This is a genomic window from Sphingomonas sp. PAMC26645, from assembly GCF_004795835.1.
Taxonomy (GTDB): domain Bacteria; phylum Pseudomonadota; class Alphaproteobacteria; order Sphingomonadales; family Sphingomonadaceae; genus Sphingomonas.
This window is the reverse complement of sequence record NZ_CP039249.1, coordinates 3355369-3371260: the sequence shown is the minus strand read 5'-3', so window position 1 is coordinate 3371260 and position 15892 is coordinate 3355369. Positions and strand designations below refer to the sequence as shown.

Annotated in this window: 16 protein-coding genes and 1 tRNA gene; 10 read left to right on the top strand and 7 right to left on the bottom strand. The window is 65.3% G+C overall.

The genetic code is table 11. From position 1 onward, the window contains the following. The first annotated feature begins 58 nt into the window (after positions 1-58). The gene (locus E5673_RS15510; RefSeq protein ID WP_247599421.1) at positions 59-1198 is read left to right on the top strand and encodes a nucleoside hydrolase; all 1140 of its coding nucleotides are present in this window, start codon (positions 59-61) and stop codon (positions 1196-1198) included. 97 nt (positions 1199-1295) lie between these two features. Here E5673_RS15510 and E5673_RS15505 read toward each other — a convergent pair whose 3' ends face one another. The 7 genes from E5673_RS15505 to E5673_RS15475 all read right to left on the bottom strand — a co-directional run bounded on the left by E5673_RS15505 (position 1296) and on the right by E5673_RS15475 (position 7971). After that, positions 1296-1895: a hypothetical protein gene (locus E5673_RS15505; RefSeq protein WP_136190703.1), complete on the bottom strand. Its 600-nt coding sequence runs from the start codon at positions 1893-1895 to the stop codon at positions 1296-1298. A gap of 99 nt (positions 1896-1994) precedes the next feature. Then, positions 1995-2070 (bottom strand) — tRNA-Lys (locus E5673_RS15500). Between the two features lie 156 nt (positions 2071-2226). Further along, positions 2227-3333 (bottom strand): rod shape-determining protein RodA, encoded by a 1107-nt coding sequence (rodA, locus tag E5673_RS15495; protein ID WP_136190702.1) that lies wholly within the window; start codon positions 3331-3333, stop codon positions 2227-2229. Between the two features lie 19 nt (positions 3334-3352). Continuing rightward, positions 3353-5395, bottom strand: coding sequence for a penicillin-binding protein 2 (gene mrdA / locus E5673_RS15490; RefSeq protein WP_210731881.1), 2043 nt, complete (start codon positions 5393-5395; stop codon positions 3353-3355). Between the two features lie 26 nt (positions 5396-5421). Continuing rightward, a complete protein-coding gene (gene mreD, locus E5673_RS15485; protein ID WP_136190700.1) occupies positions 5422-5952 on the bottom strand; it encodes a rod shape-determining protein MreD in 531 nt (176 codons plus the stop codon). Beyond that, positions 5949-6821, bottom strand: coding sequence for a rod shape-determining protein MreC (mreC, locus tag E5673_RS15480; RefSeq protein WP_136190699.1), 873 nt, complete (start codon positions 6819-6821; stop codon positions 5949-5951). Before mreC ends, mreD begins: the two co-directional genes overlap by 4 nt. Positions 6822-6927: 106 nt before the next feature. Next, positions 6928-7971: a rod shape-determining protein gene (locus tag E5673_RS15475; protein WP_055878614.1), complete on the bottom strand. Its 1044-nt coding sequence runs from the start codon at positions 7969-7971 to the stop codon at positions 6928-6930. 141 nt (positions 7972-8112) lie between these two features. On the opposite strand from E5673_RS15475, the gene mutL reads away from it, so the two are divergent. The 9 genes from mutL to guaA all read left to right on the top strand — a co-directional run bounded on the left by mutL (position 8113) and on the right by guaA (position 15822). Next, on the top strand, positions 8113-9915 hold the full coding sequence (gene mutL / locus E5673_RS15470) for a DNA mismatch repair endonuclease MutL (protein WP_136190698.1): 1803 nt from the start codon (positions 8113-8115) through the stop codon (positions 9913-9915). Between the two features lie 117 nt (positions 9916-10032). After that, positions 10033-10302, top strand: coding sequence for a hypothetical protein (locus tag E5673_RS15465; protein WP_136190697.1), 270 nt, complete (start codon positions 10033-10035; stop codon positions 10300-10302). A gap of 246 nt (positions 10303-10548) precedes the next feature. Then, on the top strand, positions 10549-10866 hold the full coding sequence (locus E5673_RS15460) for a hypothetical protein (protein ID WP_056482681.1): 318 nt from the start codon (positions 10549-10551) through the stop codon (positions 10864-10866). A 160-nt stretch (positions 10867-11026) separates the two neighbouring features. Continuing rightward, positions 11027-11272, top strand: a complete 246-nt coding sequence (locus E5673_RS15455; RefSeq protein ID WP_136190696.1) for a hypothetical protein — start codon at positions 11027-11029, stop codon at positions 11270-11272. A 154-nt stretch (positions 11273-11426) separates the two neighbouring features. Then, positions 11427-11795 (top strand): 30S ribosomal protein S13, encoded by a 369-nt coding sequence (gene rpsM, locus E5673_RS15450; protein ID WP_056015521.1) that lies wholly within the window; start codon positions 11427-11429, stop codon positions 11793-11795. Between the two features lie 84 nt (positions 11796-11879). Continuing rightward, positions 11880-12269, top strand: a complete 390-nt coding sequence (rpsK, locus tag E5673_RS15445; protein ID WP_031395237.1) for a 30S ribosomal protein S11 — start codon at positions 11880-11882, stop codon at positions 12267-12269. A 115-nt stretch (positions 12270-12384) separates the two neighbouring features. Further along, a complete protein-coding gene (locus E5673_RS15440) occupies positions 12385-13455 on the top strand; it encodes a DNA-directed RNA polymerase subunit alpha (protein WP_031395236.1) in 1071 nt (356 codons plus the stop codon). A gap of 227 nt (positions 13456-13682) precedes the next feature. Further along, entirely contained in the window at positions 13683-14105 is a 423-nt protein-coding gene (rplQ, locus tag E5673_RS15435; RefSeq protein ID WP_056482675.1) for a 50S ribosomal protein L17, read from the top strand. Positions 14106-14265: 160 nt separating this feature from the next. Then, positions 14266-15822, top strand: coding sequence for a glutamine-hydrolyzing GMP synthase (guaA, locus tag E5673_RS15430; RefSeq protein ID WP_136190695.1), 1557 nt, complete (start codon positions 14266-14268; stop codon positions 15820-15822). The last annotated feature ends 70 nt before the right edge of the window (positions 15823-15892 follow it).

The following is a 15892-nucleotide window of genomic DNA, read 5'->3' as shown; positions in this document are numbered from 1 at the left end:
GTTCCGCGCGGCCTTTACATGAGGCGACGGGCTAGCCGGTCAGGCAGGGAATTGCGCGATGGCCTTTCGTTTCTTCTCTAAGGTCGGCCTCGGTCTGTTGGCTCTCGCGATGCCCGTCGTGATCGCGGCGAAGGGAGCGCCAGCCAAGCGGCTCGTCCTGATCGATGATGACGTCGTCGGTCTCAACGGCGCGCCCGCGTTGCTGCTTCAGGCACCGGGCGTCGAGGTGCTGGGGATCACCACGACCAGTGGTTCGGTCTGGCGCGATACCGCAACGGCCTCTGCGCTGCGGACCGTCGAGATTCTCGGGCGTACCGACGTGCCGGTGGTGCCGGGCGCAACCTATCCGCTGGTGAACAGCGAGGCGGCGACCAAGCGGTGGGAGGGGCTCTACGGACGGCTCGAGTTCAAGGGACCTTGGACGGAGCCTGCGTCCGCCGGCGCGGGCCAGTCCACCCCCGGTACGCCGTCGCCTTCGGTCGTGCCCAGCCTGCCGATCGGCGATCCCGTCACCAAACCGTCCGGCGAGATCGCCGCCGCGTTCCTCGTCCGGATGGTCCGCGCGCACCCGCACCAGATCACGCTGTTCGCCACCGGTCCGATGACCAACATCGCGATCGCGCAAAGCTTCGACCCGAGCTTCGCCGCGAATGTGAAAGAGCTCGTCTACATGGGCGGCAGCCTCAATCCGCAGCAGTCGATCGACACGCCCGCCGCTGCCGCGTTCGCACGCGAATTCGTCAATACGCCGCGCCGCGAGTTCAACATCCGCTGGGATCCGGAGGCGGCGCGGATCATGGCGCACGGCGCGTGGCCAAAGATGACGATGGTCCCGATCGACCCGTCGACGGGCACGCAGTGGACGCGCGGCTTCCTAGACAGCCTCAGGCCGGCCGGCACAGCACTCACTGATGCACTACAGACCGGGCTCGAACCGGGGTTTCCGATGTGGGACGAGATTGCGGCGATGGTCTGGCTGGAGCCGGCCGTCGTCACGCGCGCCGAGACGCTCTACATCGATTTCGACACCAGCCAGACCGCGGGATACGGCGATACCCTATCGTGGCACGACGCATACCGCCCGCATCGCGGCGAACGCGCGCAGACGGTCGTCCTTCGCGTCGACCGCGAGAAGATGGAGGCGGCAATGCGCGCGCTCTACACAAGACCTCGGAAGCGTGAACCGTCATCGCGGTAGCGACGTCGACCCGACGAGGACATTCGCCCCCAAGGAGTCCCCCGGACGGAACATACGCAACTATCGACGCCCTACGTCAGAAATCCGCGTGCAGTACTCACTCTTGGGACGCCCGCCACCGACGCACGGCTTCCTCATACGCCTGCTTTTGCCCCCTCAGCGCGTCTTCCGCAGCCTCGATGCTGGAGGAGCGAGCCTGCTCCAAAGCGCGACGATCCCGCGCGAGTGCAGCCTCCCGTTCGGCAAGATCTTTCTTCTTCCGGTCGAAGTCTGCTTGTAACGACGTCAAAGCCTCCTCAGCCGCATCAAGCTCGTCGCGTTTCGGCCGCGGCTTGGGTTTGGGTTTGGGTTTGTCTTGAGGTTTCGCTCGCAGTTTCGCTCGCGGTTTCGCGGTAGGTTTCGGATCCGCTTCGGTATCGGTATCGCTATCGCGCGGCGCGGCAGGCGCCCGCTGTTCGGGCAGCGCCGCAATCTGTTCCGCGGTCGTCCCACGCGAATGCTTCACGACCGTGCCGGGGGAGGCCAGCGGTTCCGCCATCAACGCGGAATCCGTGACCTGTTCGGCAATGCCCCGCGCGAACAGGTCGCGGTCACTACCCCACGCCGCCAGTGCCGCCTTCTGGCTCGGCGCAGCGACATACGCATCGTAGAAACCCGCTACGGTCCGGTACACCTTCAGCTTTTGGACACGCGCCATGCCAACCGATAGCGCGGCGCGCAACGCGGCGAAAGTTGCCTGATGCAGGTCACTTGCCGATGCGACCAAACGGTGTCGGTATCTAACGCTGTAAGAAAATGGTGGACGCACTTGGGCTCGAACCAAGGACCCGCTGATTAAGAGTCAGCTGCTCTACCAACTGAGCTATGCGTCCATTCCGGGGCGGTTTTGAGTGGCGCCCTGGTGTGGCGCCCCGCTGCTGGAGGCGCGCTGTTAGCAGACTCATCGGGGGCCGCAACCCCCTTTTCGTCGATCCGAGTCCGTTTTCGTCGATCAGGCCATTTTTTCGCGAATTAAGTCGACTTTCCGATCACCAGCCGACCGTCTTGCGGTTCTGGCGGTCGATCGACATCAGGATGCCGAGGCACAGCAGCACGGTCATCTGCGCCGAGCTGCCGAAGCTCACCAGCGGCAACGGGATGCCGACCACGGGTGCCAGGCCCATCACCATCATCAGGTTGATCGCGACGTAGAAGAAGATCGTCGTCGACAGCCCGGCGGCGGTCAGCCGGCCGAAGCGGGTCTGCGCGCGCTGGCCGACCTCGATCCCCCAGCGGATCACTAGCAGGAACGCGAGGATCAGCAGGCAGCCGCCGACCAGGCCCCATTCCTCCGCCATCGTCGCGAAGACGAAGTCGGTATGCCCCTCGGGGAGGTAGTCGAGATGGCTCTGCGTGCCCTGGAGGAAGCCCTTGCCCCAGATCCCGCCCGAGCCGATCGCGATCTTCGACTGGCTGATGTGATAACCGGTGCCGAGCGGGTCGCTCTCGGGATCGAGGAAGATCAGGATGCGGTTGCGCTGGTAATCGTGCAGCGCGAAGTTGATCGCGAGCGGGATCGCCACTGCGGCGGTGATCGCGCCGCCGACGAACAGACGCAGCGGTATGCCTGCGAGGAACATCACCGTCGCGCCACCCGCGCAGATCATCAGCGCGGTGCCGAGATCGGGCTGCTTCATGACGATCGCGGCGGGGACGCCGATCAATAGCGCCGCGGGCCAGACCGCGCTGAACCGTCGCGTCTCGCCGGGCGGGAGCATGTCATAGAATTTGGCGCAGGCGAGCACGATCGCCGGCTTCATGAATTCGGACGGTTGTAGGCGGATGAAGCCTAGGTCGAGCCAGCGCTGCGACCCGCCCGAGACCTTGCCGAGGATCTCGACCGCGATCAGCGATACGACGATCAGCGCATAGGCGGGCAGCGAGCCCGCCTTCCACGTCCGCTCGGGGACGTAGGACAAGGCGATCGCGCCGGCGAGCAGGACGAAGAAGCGGATGCCCTGCGACAGCGCCCAGGGCTTGAGCGAGCCGCCAGCCGCGGAATACAGCACGACCTGCCCGAAACAGCCGATCGCGACGACCAGCAGCAGGACGCGCCACGGCAGCTTGGCGAGCGGTTCGGGGACGATACGGTTCATCGCTGACGCTCGGTACGGTTCACGGCTGGCGGTCCCTTGAATCATCTTCGGCGACCGTAGCGCCCGGCGCCGTCAGCGCTTCCTGCGTGGCGTTGGCCATGTCGGTCGCGTTCTCGACCGCGGGGGCGTCGCTGGGCACGATCGCGTCGGTCTTCGTGGCGATCGCCGCGGGGGGCGCGGACTGCGCCTTGCGGTAGGTCTCCGCGGTCGCCGCCATGCGCGTGCGGATATCGCCGCCCCAGGTCGGTTCGACTTCGGCAAGCGATTTCAGCGCACGCTCGCGGTCGAGCATATAGGTCATGATGTCGCGACCGATCATCGGCGTGTCGAGATTGCGCACGGTGTGACCGTTATGCTCGAGCACCACCGCGAGCGCGTACCGCGGGTTATCGGCGGGCGCGAAACCGATGAAGAGCGCGTGGTCGCGCATCTTGAACGGCAGCTGCCCGTTCTTGAGCACGCCCGAGCGCCGCTCCGCCATCGTGATGCGACGGACCTGCGCGGTGCCGGTCTTGCCCGCGATCGCGACGCCGGGGATCAGCAGTTTCGCCGCGCCGCCGGTGCCGCCCTGGTTGATCACGCCGAACATCGCGTCGCGGACACGCGCGAGATGCTCGGAATCGATCGCGAGGGCAGGGGAGTCGCGGTGGACGTGGCTGGCGAGAATGCTCGGCTGCAACGCGCGCCCTGAGGCGAGCCGCGCCGCCATCACCGCGAGCTGCAACGGGTTGGCCAGCACATAGCCCTGGCCGATCGACGCGTTGAGCGAATCCGCAACCGTCCAGTCGTGCTTGTACTTCTTCAGCTTCCACGCCGGATCGGGGACCGTGCCGTAACGCTGCGTCGAGAAGGGCAGGTCGAACTTTTGCCCCATCCCCAACGTCCGCGCGATCGGCGCGATCGCGTTGTAGCCGACCCGCCGCGCCATCTCGTAGAAATAGATGTCGCAGCTCTGCATGATCGCGTTCTTGAGATCGAGCGGACCGTGGCCGCTTTTCTTGTGGCAATGGAACACGCTGGTCCCGAGCCGCATCGCCCCCGAGCAATTGACGCGCGTCGATGGATCGACGCCCGCATTCATCAGCGCGAGGCCATTCATCGGCTTGACCGTCGAGCCCGGCGGATACAGCCCCTGCGTGACCTTGTTCATCAGCGGCACGTGATCGTCGTCGCTCAGCATCTGCCATTCGAGATGGCTGATCCCGTCCGAAAAGCTGTTCGGATCATAGGCTGGCATCGACACCATCGCGAGCATCTCGCCGGTGCGGGTATCGAGCACCACGACCGACCCGGAGTTGGTGCCGAGCCGCCGCGCCGCGTATTCTTGAAGCCCAACGTCGATCGTCAGCCGCGCGGTCCTGCCGGGGACATCGGGCTTGGTGGCGAGCTCGGCGACCAGCTTGCCGCGTGCGGTGACCTCGACGCGCTTGGCACCGGCGACGCCGCGGAGCTCGGCCTCCAGCATCTTCTCGAGCCCGTCCTTGCCAAGCTTGAAGCCGGGCGTGACGAGCAGCGGATCGTGCGTCTTCTTGTACTGCTCGGCATTGGGGACGCCGACATAGCCGGTGAGGTGCGCGACCGCGGCGCCCGCCGGATAGCTGCGCGCGAACCCGCGCGTCGGCGCGACACCGGGAAGTTCGGGTAGGCGGACGCTGACCGCGGCGAACCGCTCCCAATCGAGATTCTCCGCCACCTGGACGGGCTGGAACCCGGCGGCGTGTTCGAGATCGATCGCGATCCGCTCGACTTCCTCGGGCGGCAATTGGAGGATGCGGCCGAGCAGCGGCAGCACGCGCTCCTTGTCGCGGAGGCGGTCGGGGATGATGTCGACGCGGAAATCGGTGCGGTTGTTGGCGATCGGCACGCCGTGGCGGTCGACGATCCAGCCCCGCCGCGGCGGCAACAGCGTCATGTTGACGCGGTTGCTCTCCGACATTTGCGTGTAGCGCTCGTTCTGCGCGATTGACAGCCATGCCATCCGCCCGGCGAGCAGCAAGCCAACGCCGCCTTGCGCCGCGCCCAGCATCCACGCGCGGCGCGAGAAGCTGTACGCCTGCGACATCTCGGTGACGATCCGCGGGGTATTCCTCACTCGGCGCCCCGTTTGTTCTGAATCGCGGCGACGATGCGGGCCGCCAGCGGGAACATCAGGATCGTGACCGCGATCTGCGCGATCAGGATCGTGTCGACATGCGCGCCGACCGGCACCGCGATGAAGCGTCCGACCAGGATGCACGCGGCGATCAGCCCGCCGGCGATCAGCCAGTCCTGCCAATAGTCGCGGAAGGCCAAGCGTTGTTCGATCATGTCGATCGCGACGAACGCGAGCGACCACATCAGTACCGCGCTGCCGAGCGGCTGTCCGCTGACGAGATCATCGAAGAAGCCGAGCGGCGCGGCGGCCCAGGGCTTGAACGCGAACCGTGCTAGCAGCCGCCACGCGAGCAGCATGACGAACCCGAACGGCGGCAGCAGCGGGATCGTCGCGACCACCGGGATGATCGTGATCAGTGACCCGGCCATCACCGTCAGCCACGGGATCGCACGCGACCGGCCCGCCGGGATCTTCGTCCCGAACGGCTTGTAGTCGACGCTGTCGACGACGCGAGCGCGACTCATTGCTGCGCTACCGGACGAGGCGGCGGCACCGGCATGAACATCCGCTCGACCAGTGCGAAATCGAGTGTGTCGGGATCGGCGAACGCGCGCGCCATCACCGAGTCCGACCCAGCCTTGGTCACGCGCGCGACGGGCACGCCCGGCGCGTAGATGCCACCGGTCCCGGTCGTCACGAACAGGTCGCCCGCATTGAAGCGGACGTTGGTGGCATTCACCGAGCGGATGTCGATCATCCCGTCGCCGCGCCCCGCTGCGATCGCTGGCATGCCGTCGCGCGTACGGCGGACGGGCACGATGCTGTCGCCGTCGCTGAGCAAGAGGATGCGCGCCGCGTTGGGCCCGGTCTCGACCACGCGACCGATCAGGCCGTCGGGGCCGCGCACCGGCATGCCGGGCAGCACGCCGTTCCAGCGACCCGCATTGAGCAACGCATAGCGCCGCCCGCTCGACGCGCTCGAACTCACCAGCCGCGCGGTCACCACCGGCGCGGTCGAGCGTTCGCGGATCGCGAGCAGGCTACGCAACCGGCGATTGTCATAGGCGATCGTCCGCGCGCGCATCAGCAGCGCCCGCGTTCGCTCGCGATCGGCGCGCAACGCGACGTTCTCCTGCTTCACGAAGAAATAGTTGCCGATCGCATCGGGGATGCCCGAGATCGACGATCCAACCGTAGCGAGCCCGGTCGACACTGGCGTCGTAACCCCCGCAACGCCCATCCGCAGCGCGGAAAACGCGGGCGGATTGAACGTAGACGCGACGAGCAGCACCAGGCCCACCACCGCACCAGCGACGGCGAGCACATAGCCCATGAACACACCATATTGCCGACGCCGGGAAAACCCCGTGCGCCGGTCGCGGGCTGGCGCCATGCGCCTGTCCCCCTGTCTCGGGCGCCGCCGAAGCATGGAGGCCAGAACCTCCACGACTCGGACGGCGCGATTTCGTGTCCGTATGTCTTAAAGCAAAAACAAACCCTTAGCCGCTCATCAGCACGCCGCGGAACAGCGGGTCCTCGAGCGCGCGACCGGTGCCGAGCGCGACGCAGGTCAGCGGGTCCTCGGCGACCGTCACCGGCAGGCCGGTCTCGTCGCGCAGCACTTCGTCCAGACCCTGGAGCAGCGCGCCGCCGCCGGTCAGCACGATGCCCTGGTCGACGATATCCGCAGCCAGTTCGGGCGCGGTGTTCTCGAGCGCGACGCGGACGCCCTCGACGATCGTCGCGACCGGCTCGCTCAGTGCTTCGGCGATCTGGCCCTGGTTGATCTGGATCTCCTTGGGCACGCCGTTGACGAGATCGCGGCCCTTGATCTGGATGATCATGCCGATGCCGTCGACCGGCGGCTTGGCGATCCCGACCTCCTTCTTGATCCGCTCCGCGGTCGCTTCGCCGATCAGCAGGTTATGGTTGCGGCGGACGTACGAGACGATCGCCTCGTCCATCTTGTCGCCGCCGACGCGTACCGAGGTCGTGTAGGCGAGACCGCGCAGCGACAGCACCGCGACTTCGGTCGTGCCGCCGCCGATGTCGACGACCATCGAACCGATCGGCTCGGTGACCGGCATGTCCGCGCCGATCGCCGCCGCCATCGGCTCCTCGATCAGCCAGACCTGCGATGCGCCCGCGTTCGACGCGGCATCGCGGATCGCTCGGCGCTCGACCTTGGTGGAGCCCGACGGCACGCAGATCACGATCTCGGGCCAACGCGCGAACTTGCGCGGGCCGTGGACCTTCTGGATGAAATACTTGATCATCTGTTCGGCGACGTCGATGTCCGCGATCACGCCGTCGCGTAAGGGGCGGATCGCCTCGATGTTCCCTGGCGTCTTGCCCATCATCATCTTGGCGTCGTCGCCGACCGCCTTGACGCGCTTGATGCCGTTGATCGTCTCGACCGCGACCACCGACGGCTCGTTCAGGACGATGCCGCGGCCACGGACGTAGACGACGGTGTTCGCGGTGCCGAGGTCGATCGCCATGTCGTGCGACATGAACTTGAAGAAACGCGAGTAGAAGGCCATTCAATCAGGGTCCCGTAATCCTTGGCCGCCGGACGGGCAGCCCATCGCACAAAAATCTCGCGTGGCCCGCCGGTGTTTAACTCACCGGGTGCTTGCGTTTGCGGGTCGCGGGATGCCGTCGCTTGGTCTAGACGCAAACCCATGTCAATACGGCGTCTCCCCGAGCATCTGGTCAATCGCATCGCCGCCGGTGAAGTGGTGGAAAGACCCGCCAGCGCGTTGAAGGAGTTAGTCGAAAACGCCATCGACGCAGGGGCAGGACGCGTCGCGATTCTCCTCGTGGAAGGCGGCACGTCGCGGATCGAAGTCGCTGATGACGGCTGCGGTATGACCCCCGCTGACATGGCCTTGGCACTCGAACGCCACGCGACCTCCAAGCTGCCCGACGAGTTCATCGAATCGGTCGTGACGCTCGGTTTTCGCGGTGAGGCGCTGCCCTCGATCGCGAGCGTCGCAAGGCTGACGATCGAAAGCCGGATCCGCGGCGCCGAAGGCTGGGCGCGCACCGTCGACAATGGCGAGGTCGAGCGCGAAGGCCCCGCCGCGCTCCCGCCCGGCACCCGCGTCGTCGTCGAGGATCTGTTCGCGCGCGTCCCCGCCCGCCGCAAGTTCCTCCGCTCCCCCCGCGCCGAATACGCTGCGTGCCTCGACGTCGTTCGCCGGCTCGCGATGGCACGCCCCGACATCGGTTTCACGTTGGAACATGACGGCCGCCGCGCGCTGTCGGCGATGCAGGTCGAGGACCGGCCGGGCAGGGTGGCGACGCTCACCGACCGCGCGCTCGCCGACAATTCGGTGGCGATCGACCTCGAACGGGAAGGCCTCGTATTAGGCGGCGTCGCCAGCCTGCCGACCTACAATCGCGGCATTGCCGACCACCAGTACCTCTTCGTCAACGGCCGCCCGGTAAAGGACCGCCTGCTGATGGGCGCGATCCGCGGCGCCTATGCCGAGATGCTCCCGCGCGACCGCCACGCCGTCGTCGCGCTGTTCCTCGACATCCCGACCGACCAGGTCGACGTCAACGTCCACCCCGCCAAGACCGAAGTCCGCTTCCGCGACCCCGCAATGGTGCGAGGCCTCATAGTCTCTGGCCTCCGCCGCGCCCTCGACGCGGCCGGCCACAGAAGCCAACGCGCCAGCGAGTCCGCCCTCTCGATGTGGCAACCCGAAAACTCCTCTCCCCCCCGGCGAGAGGAAGGGGCCCGTCCGCAAAGCGGATGGGAAGGTGAGGGCACGCCCGAAAGGCTCCCGCTGGAAAGCCGAAGCTACAGCACCGTAAACGAAGCCCGCCCCACCTTCTTCGCCGCGCCCCCGCAGGCGCGCGCAGAACCCGCCTGGACACCCCCACCGCAAACCGCGGCCTTCCCGATGGGCGTAGCGCGTGGCCAGGTCGCAAAAACCTACATAGTAGCCGAAGCCGAAGACGGTCTCGTCCTCGTCGACCAGCACGCCGCCCACGAACGCCTCGTCCTCGAACGCATGCGCGCAGCCCTGATCGGCGGCACCATCGCGAGCCAAGCCCTCCTCATCCCCGAAGTCGTAGAACTCGACGAATCCGCCTGCGACCGCCTCGAGTCCCGCGCCGAAGAACTGTCGGAATTCGGCCTAGACCTCGAACGCTTCGGCCCCCACGCCATGCTGGTCCGAGCCACCCCCGCGCTCCTCGGCCAAAGCGACCCAAAAGGCCTCGTAACCGACCTGGCCGACGAACTCGCCGCCTTCGACGACGCGCTATCCCTGAAAGAGCGCCTAGACGCAGTAGCCGGCACGATGGCCTGCCACGGCTCCGTCCGCGCCGGCCGCATCCTGTCGGTCCCCGAAATGAACGCGCTCCTCCGAGAAATGGAAGTCACCCCCCATTCCGGCCAATGCAACCACGGCCGCCCCACCTGGGTGAAGCTCGCGCATTCGGACATCGAGAAGCTTTTTGGGCGCAAGTGAACGGCTTACGAATTTTGCTCGGTGGTCATAGTAAAGGTCTCGGAACCACCACGGAACGACCGCTTCCGCCCAAAGCCGGTCGTGGCCAAGCGGTCCATCAAGCCGTAAGAGTGCGACATGATGTACTTGGTGTTGAGCTGCGACCTCGCCGGTGATCGCCCTCTCGGGGCCGAGAATGAACTGCGCGGTCCTGAGATGCCCGTGAGTCTTCCCCCTGAACTCCGAGCAGACTTGCTCTCGTGGAACGAGAGAATGGGCGAGGTGGTGCTTGCAGATACCGAGACTTCGAGCGCCATCGCCCGACTGAACGCCGAGGGAGAAAACCTAGCTTCCCGTGTCGCATCTGTCGTGCCGGGCGGCGCGAAGGTTCGCTACCGGAAAGAGTAGCAGCGCGTCCGCTTACCTTCCCATTTCCGACATTCACCGTCGGAACGCATGGTTGCGATTGTGACCTTGGACCGGGTGAAACTTACGCGCGGCGACATAGGAATGCTGTCCGGCCGTAAACGCCCGGCGCGCGCAAGATGCTCAAGGTAGATACGTCGAGCAAATGCAGGCTTTCGCTCATACCGTTGCGCCGACGGAACAACCTGTTCTTCCGGGTGTTTTCCGGACAGTAACAGGGAGAGTATAATGTCAGATTACCGCACCACCGATACCGTCGTCGTGAAACGCCGCGGCCCCGGCACGACGATCGCTATCGTCTTGCTCGTCATCGTCGTGATCGTCGGCCTGCTGTTCGCGACCGGGTTCTGGAGCGCCAACGTCACCAAGAGCGGCGCGCTTCCCGAGGTCTCGGTCAAGGGCGGGGCATTGCCCAAGGTCGACATGGACTCGAAGGAAGTCGTCGTCGGAACATCGAAGACCAAGGTCGAAGTCCCGAAGGTCAAGACCGAGACGGAAACCGTCGACGTTCCGACGATCGGCGTGAAGGACAATGGCGAGAAGTAAATCACGCCTCGTGTAATGGAAAAGGCCTCTGTCGGTTGGCGGAGGCCTTTTTCGTAGATGCGTCAATTCGATCGCTATAGCGTGGCGCCGCTCTACTTCCCGGGATGAATGGCGGGTGAGGGCATGGCGCTTTTCGCCTAATGGGGGCACAGCGTCGCAAATGGACGCACTCTCCCTATTCGGCCTAGCCGCGGTATCCTTCACCCTGCTATGCTACGCCAAGGAAGCCGGCTCGCACTGGTGGACGCTCGGTTTCGCATTCGGCTGCGTGCTCGGGTCGATCTACGGTTTCCTCCAGGGTGCGTGGCCCTTCGGGGTGGTCGAACTCATCTGGACGGTGGTCTCGTTCAACCGCTGGCTCAAGATGCGCCAAGCCGTACCGCCCGCCGTGGAACCGCTCGCTTGACACTGCGTTCGCCCGCGCCTAGTTGAACTCTCCCCGACACGACGGTTCCGGCGGCGCTTGTTTGCGTTCGTCGCTATCGTGCGTTTCGGTTCATCGCTAAGAGATGGGGTCTGTGCAGCCATGCCGGACCTCGTGGAGCAGGAGAACCAAGTTCATGGCACGTATCGCGGGTGTTAATATCCCGACCAACAAGCGCGTGGTGATCGCGCTGACCTATATTCACGGCATCGGCTCGACCAAGGCCAAGGAAATCGTCGCGAAGCTCGGCATCGCCGACACCGCCCGCGTCCAGGACCTGACCGACCAGGAAGTCCTGCACATCCGCGAGACGATCGACGCCGATCACACCGTCGAGGGCGATCTGCGCCGCCAGACCTCGATGAACATCAAGCGCCTGATGGATCTCGCCTGCTATCGCGGCCTGCGTCATCGCAAGGGCCTCCCGGTCCGCGGCCAGCGCACGCATACCAATGCGCGCACCCGCAAGGGCAAGGCCAAGCCGATCGCCGGCAAGAAGAAGTAATCCACTTTTTGAATGGATTACTCCGCCGGCGCTGGTCCCAACGGGCCGCCCGGCGTCACGCAGATACAGGTCAGGAAATACACCATGGCACGCGAACCTCAGCGCATTAAGCGGCGCGAGCGCAAGAACATCACCTCTGGCGTCGCTCACGTGAATGCCAGCTTCAACAACACCATGATCACCATCACCGATGCCCAGGGCAACGCGATCTCGTGGTCGTCGGCCGGCGCAATGGGCTTCAAGGGCTCGCGCAAGTCGACTCCGTACGCGGCCCAGGTCGCAGCGGAAGACGCCGGCAAGAAGGCCGCCGAGCACGGCGTCCGCACGATCGAAGTCGAGGTCAAGGGCCCCGGCTCGGGTCGCGAATCGGCACTGCGCGCGCTTCAGGCAGTCGGTTTCCAGATCACGTCGATCCGCGACGTGACCTCGATCCCGCACAACGGCGTTCGTCCTTCGAAGCGTCGTCGCGTCTGATTTCTCCGACGTTGTCCGCGCGCGGTCGTCCCTGATCAGGTCGAACGTGCGTCGCGGATGCATTTTAATGGCCGGCGGAAGTCCTTTCCGTCGGCCCCCAAATTAGGGGAAGCATGTGTCTGTCAACGCAAAGAACTGGCAGGAACTCAAGAAGCCTAGCGGCCTGGAGAAAAAGGCCGGTGGCGACACCAAGCGCAAGGCGACTTTCATCGCCGAGCCGCTCGAGCGTGGCTTCGGCCTGACGCTCGGCAACGCGCTGCGTCGCGTGTTGCTCTCGTCGCTGCAGGGCGCGGCCGTCACCTCGATCAAGATCGAGAACGTGCTGCATGAGTTCTCGTCTCTGGCCGGCGTCCGCGAGGACGTGACCGACATCGTCCTCAACGTGAAGCAGATCGCGATCCGCATGCAGGGCGAGGGGCCCAAGCGCCTCCAGCTCTCGGCAACGGGTCCGGGTGAAGTCAAGGCCGGCGACATCGCCGTCTCGGGCGACATCGAGATCATGAACAAGGATCTCGTGATCTGCCACCTCGATGAGGGTGCGACGCTCAACATGGAGCTGACCGCCGACATCGGTAAGGGTTACGTGCCCGCGACCGCAAACCGCCCGGCCGACGCGCCGATCGGTCTGATCCCGGTCGATGCGCTGTACTCGCCGGTACGTCAGGTGTCGTACAAGGTCGACCCGACCCGCGTCGGTCAGGACCTGGATTACGACAAGCTGACGCTGACGATCGAAACCGACGGTACGATCACCCCGGAAGACGCAGTCGGCTATGCCGGTCGCATCCTCCAGGACCAGCTCGCGCTGTTCGTCCACTTCGACGACTCGTCGGTGACGCGTTCGTCGGCCCCGATCGGCCAGGCAGCACCCGCTGCCGGTGGTGCGGAGCCCGCAGGCGATACCCAGCAGATCAACCGCTACCTTCTCAAGAAGGTCGATGAGTTGGAACTGTCGGTGCGTTCGGCGAACTGCCTCAAGAACGACAACATCATCTACATCGGTGATCTGGTCGGCAAGACCGAGGCCGAGATGCTGCGTACGCCTAACTTCGGCCGCAAGTCCTTGAACGAAATTAAGGAAGTGCTGTCGTCGATGGGTCTTCGCCTGGGTATGGAAATCCCCGGCTGGCCACCTGAGAACATCGAAGAGATGGCCAAGAAGCTTGAACAAGAGATAATGGGATAAGTGGTTCGGGGCCGAGTAATATCGGCCCCGACCTCTTGTTCACCCGCGAAGGCGGGTGCCCAGACTGGATCCCCGCCTTTGCGGGGAGACAATTGAGGGGAGGCTGAGGGAGCGTCGTTGGCGTAACCTTAGTGTGACCTTTGGACTACGGCGATTGGCAGTGGCCGCAACACTGCCTGCTCCCGGGTACCTCATACGGCCCCTGAACGAACGAAAAGGTATTAAACATGCGCCATCGCGTAGGCGGCCGTAAGCTTCAGCGGACCTCGGCCCACCGTCTTGCCCTGTTCCGCAACATGAGCGCCGCGCTCATCAAGCACGAGCAGATCACCACCACCGTCGCCAAGGCGAAGGAATTGCGTCCCTACGTCGAGAAGCTGATCACGCTCGCGAAGAAGGGTGGCCTGTCCAACCGTCGTCTCGCGCACGGCAAGCTGCTCGACGATGCGCAGCTGATCAAGTTGTTCGACACGCTCGCGACCCGTTATGCGGATCGCAACGGCGGCTACACCCGCGTCATCAAGGCCGGTATCCGCATGTCGGACGCCTCGCCGATGGCCGTCATCGAGTTCGTCGACCGTGACGTCTCGGCGAAGGGCCAGGATTCGGGTCCGGTGATGTCGGACGCTGAGTACGACGACGCAGCGTAAGACTGTTCTCCTGCGAACGCAGGAGCCCAGGATCACAAGTGCTATCGTCCGTTACCCTGGCCTCCTGCGTCCGCAGGAGAACCAGTGAAACCGTAGAGGCCGCGTCCAGCAATGGGCGCGGCCTCTTTCGTTACGGGTCCCATCCGGCTATGCGCCCGACATGGAGCACCCAGACAGCATTCTCATCGTCGATTTCGGCAGCCAGGTAACCCAGCTGATCGCCCGCCGCGTGCGCGAGGCTGGCGTCTACAGCGAGATCGCCCCCTTCCAGTCCGCCGAGGCCGCGTTCGACCGGATGCAGCCCAAGGGCATCATCCTCTCCGGCGGTCCCGCCTCGGTCACCACCGAGAACTCACCGCGCGTGCCGCAGCGCTTCTTCGAGGCGGGCATCCCGATCCTCGGCATCTGCTACGGCCAGCAGGTCATGTCCGCGCAGCTCGGCGGCAACGTGATCGTCTCGGGCGATGGCGGCGAGTTCGGCAGCGCGTTCATCGAGGTCAAGTCCAACTGCGCTCTGTTCGACGGCCTGTGGGCGGAGGGTGAGCGCCACCAGGTCTGGATGAGCCACGGCGACAAGGTCGACGCGATCCCGCCCGGCTTCACCCCCGTCGCGGTCTCTACCGGCGCGCCCTATGCGATCGTCGCCGACGAGGCGCGGCGCTTTTACGGCGTGCAGTTCCACCCCGAGGTCGTCCACACCCCCGATGGCGGCAAGCTGATCGCCAACTTCGCGCGCCACGTTTGCGGGCTCAGCGGCGACTGGACGATGGCCGAGTTCCGCGAGACAAAGATCGCCGAGATCCGTGCGCAGGTTGGCAAGGGCCGCGTCATCTGCGGCCTGTCGGGCGGCGTCGACTCGGCAGTCGCGGCAGTGCTGATCCACGAGGCGATCGGCGAGCAGCTCACCTGCGTGTACGTCGACCACGGCCTGATGCGCGCGGGCGAGAGCGAGCAGGTCGTCAGCCTGTTCCGCGGCGCCTACAACATCCCGCTGATCCACGTGAACGTCGAGGAGCTGTTCCTCAGCGGCCTCGCCGGGATCACCGACCCCGAGCTGAAGCGCAAGTTCATCGGCAAGACCTTCATCGACGTGTTCGACACCGAGGCCAAGAAGCTCGGCGGCGCGGAGTTCCTCGCGCAGGGCACGCTGTATCCGGATGTGATCGAGAGCGTCAGCTTCACCGGCGGCCCGTCGGTGACGATCAAGAGCCACCACAATGTCGGTGGTCTGCCAGAGCGCATGAACATGAAGCTCGTCGAGCCGTTGCGCGAGCTATTCAAGGACGAAGTCCGCGTGCTCGGTCGCGAACTCGGGCTGCCCGAGATTTTCGTCGGCCGTCACCCGTTCCCCGGACCCGGCCTGGCGATCCGCATCCCCGGCGAAGTCACCAAGGAACGCTGCGACATTCTGCGGAAAGCGGATGCGATCTATCTCGAGGAGATCCGCGCGGCGGGGCTCTACGACACGATCTGGCAGGCGTTCGCGGTACTGCTCCCGGTCCGCAGCGTCGGCGTGATGGGCGACGGCCGCACCTACGATAACGTGCTGGCGTTGCGCGCAGTCACCTCGACCGACGGCATGACCGCACAGGCGTTCCAGTTCCCCGGCGACTTCCTGCCGCGCGTCGCGACCCGGATCATCAACGAGGTCAAGGGCATCAATCGCGTGACCTACGACTATACCTCGAAGCCGCCCGGCACGATCGAGTGGGAATAAGTCGAAGCATGTAATCCTCCCCCGCAAGGGGGAGGTGGCTGGCACTTGCCAGACGGAGGGGGAGGATAAG

Bases quoted from the DNA above. Each gene is read 5' to 3' on its own strand.
- guaA (WP_136190695.1), top strand. From the start codon at position 14,266: ATGGAGCACCCAGACAGCATTCTCATCGTCGATTTCGGCAGCCAGGTA.
- rodA (WP_136190702.1), bottom strand. From the start codon at position 3,333: ATGAACCGTATCGTCCCCGAACCGCTCGCCAAGCTGCCGTGGCGCGTC.
- E5673_RS15475 (WP_055878614.1), bottom strand. From the start codon at position 7,971: ATGGCCTTCTACTCGCGTTTCTTCAAGTTCATGTCGCACGACATGGCG.
- mutL (WP_136190698.1), top strand. From the start codon at position 8,113: ATGTCAATACGGCGTCTCCCCGAGCATCTGGTCAATCGCATCGCCGCC.
- E5673_RS15510 (WP_247599421.1), top strand. From the start codon at position 59: ATGGCCTTTCGTTTCTTCTCTAAGGTCGGCCTCGGTCTGTTGGCTCTC.
- E5673_RS15505 (WP_136190703.1), bottom strand. From the start codon at position 1,895: ATGGCGCGTGTCCAAAAGCTGAAGGTGTACCGGACCGTAGCGGGTTTC.
- mreC (WP_136190699.1), bottom strand. From the start codon at position 6,821: ATGGCGCCAGCCCGCGACCGGCGCACGGGGTTTTCCCGGCGTCGGCAA.
- E5673_RS15455 (WP_136190696.1), top strand. From the start codon at position 11,027: ATGGACGCACTCTCCCTATTCGGCCTAGCCGCGGTATCCTTCACCCTG.
- E5673_RS15465 (WP_136190697.1), top strand. From the start codon at position 10,033: ATGATGTACTTGGTGTTGAGCTGCGACCTCGCCGGTGATCGCCCTCTC.
- mrdA (WP_210731881.1), bottom strand. From the start codon at position 5,395: ATGTCGCAGGCGTACAGCTTCTCGCGCCGCGCGTGGATGCTGGGCGCG.
- rpsM (WP_056015521.1), top strand. From the start codon at position 11,427: ATGGCACGTATCGCGGGTGTTAATATCCCGACCAACAAGCGCGTGGTG.
- mreD (WP_136190700.1), bottom strand. From the start codon at position 5,952: ATGAGTCGCGCTCGCGTCGTCGACAGCGTCGACTACAAGCCGTTCGGG.
- rplQ (WP_056482675.1), top strand. From the start codon at position 13,683: ATGCGCCATCGCGTAGGCGGCCGTAAGCTTCAGCGGACCTCGGCCCAC.
- E5673_RS15460 (WP_056482681.1), top strand. From the start codon at position 10,549: ATGTCAGATTACCGCACCACCGATACCGTCGTCGTGAAACGCCGCGGC.
- rpsK (WP_031395237.1), top strand. From the start codon at position 11,880: ATGGCACGCGAACCTCAGCGCATTAAGCGGCGCGAGCGCAAGAACATC.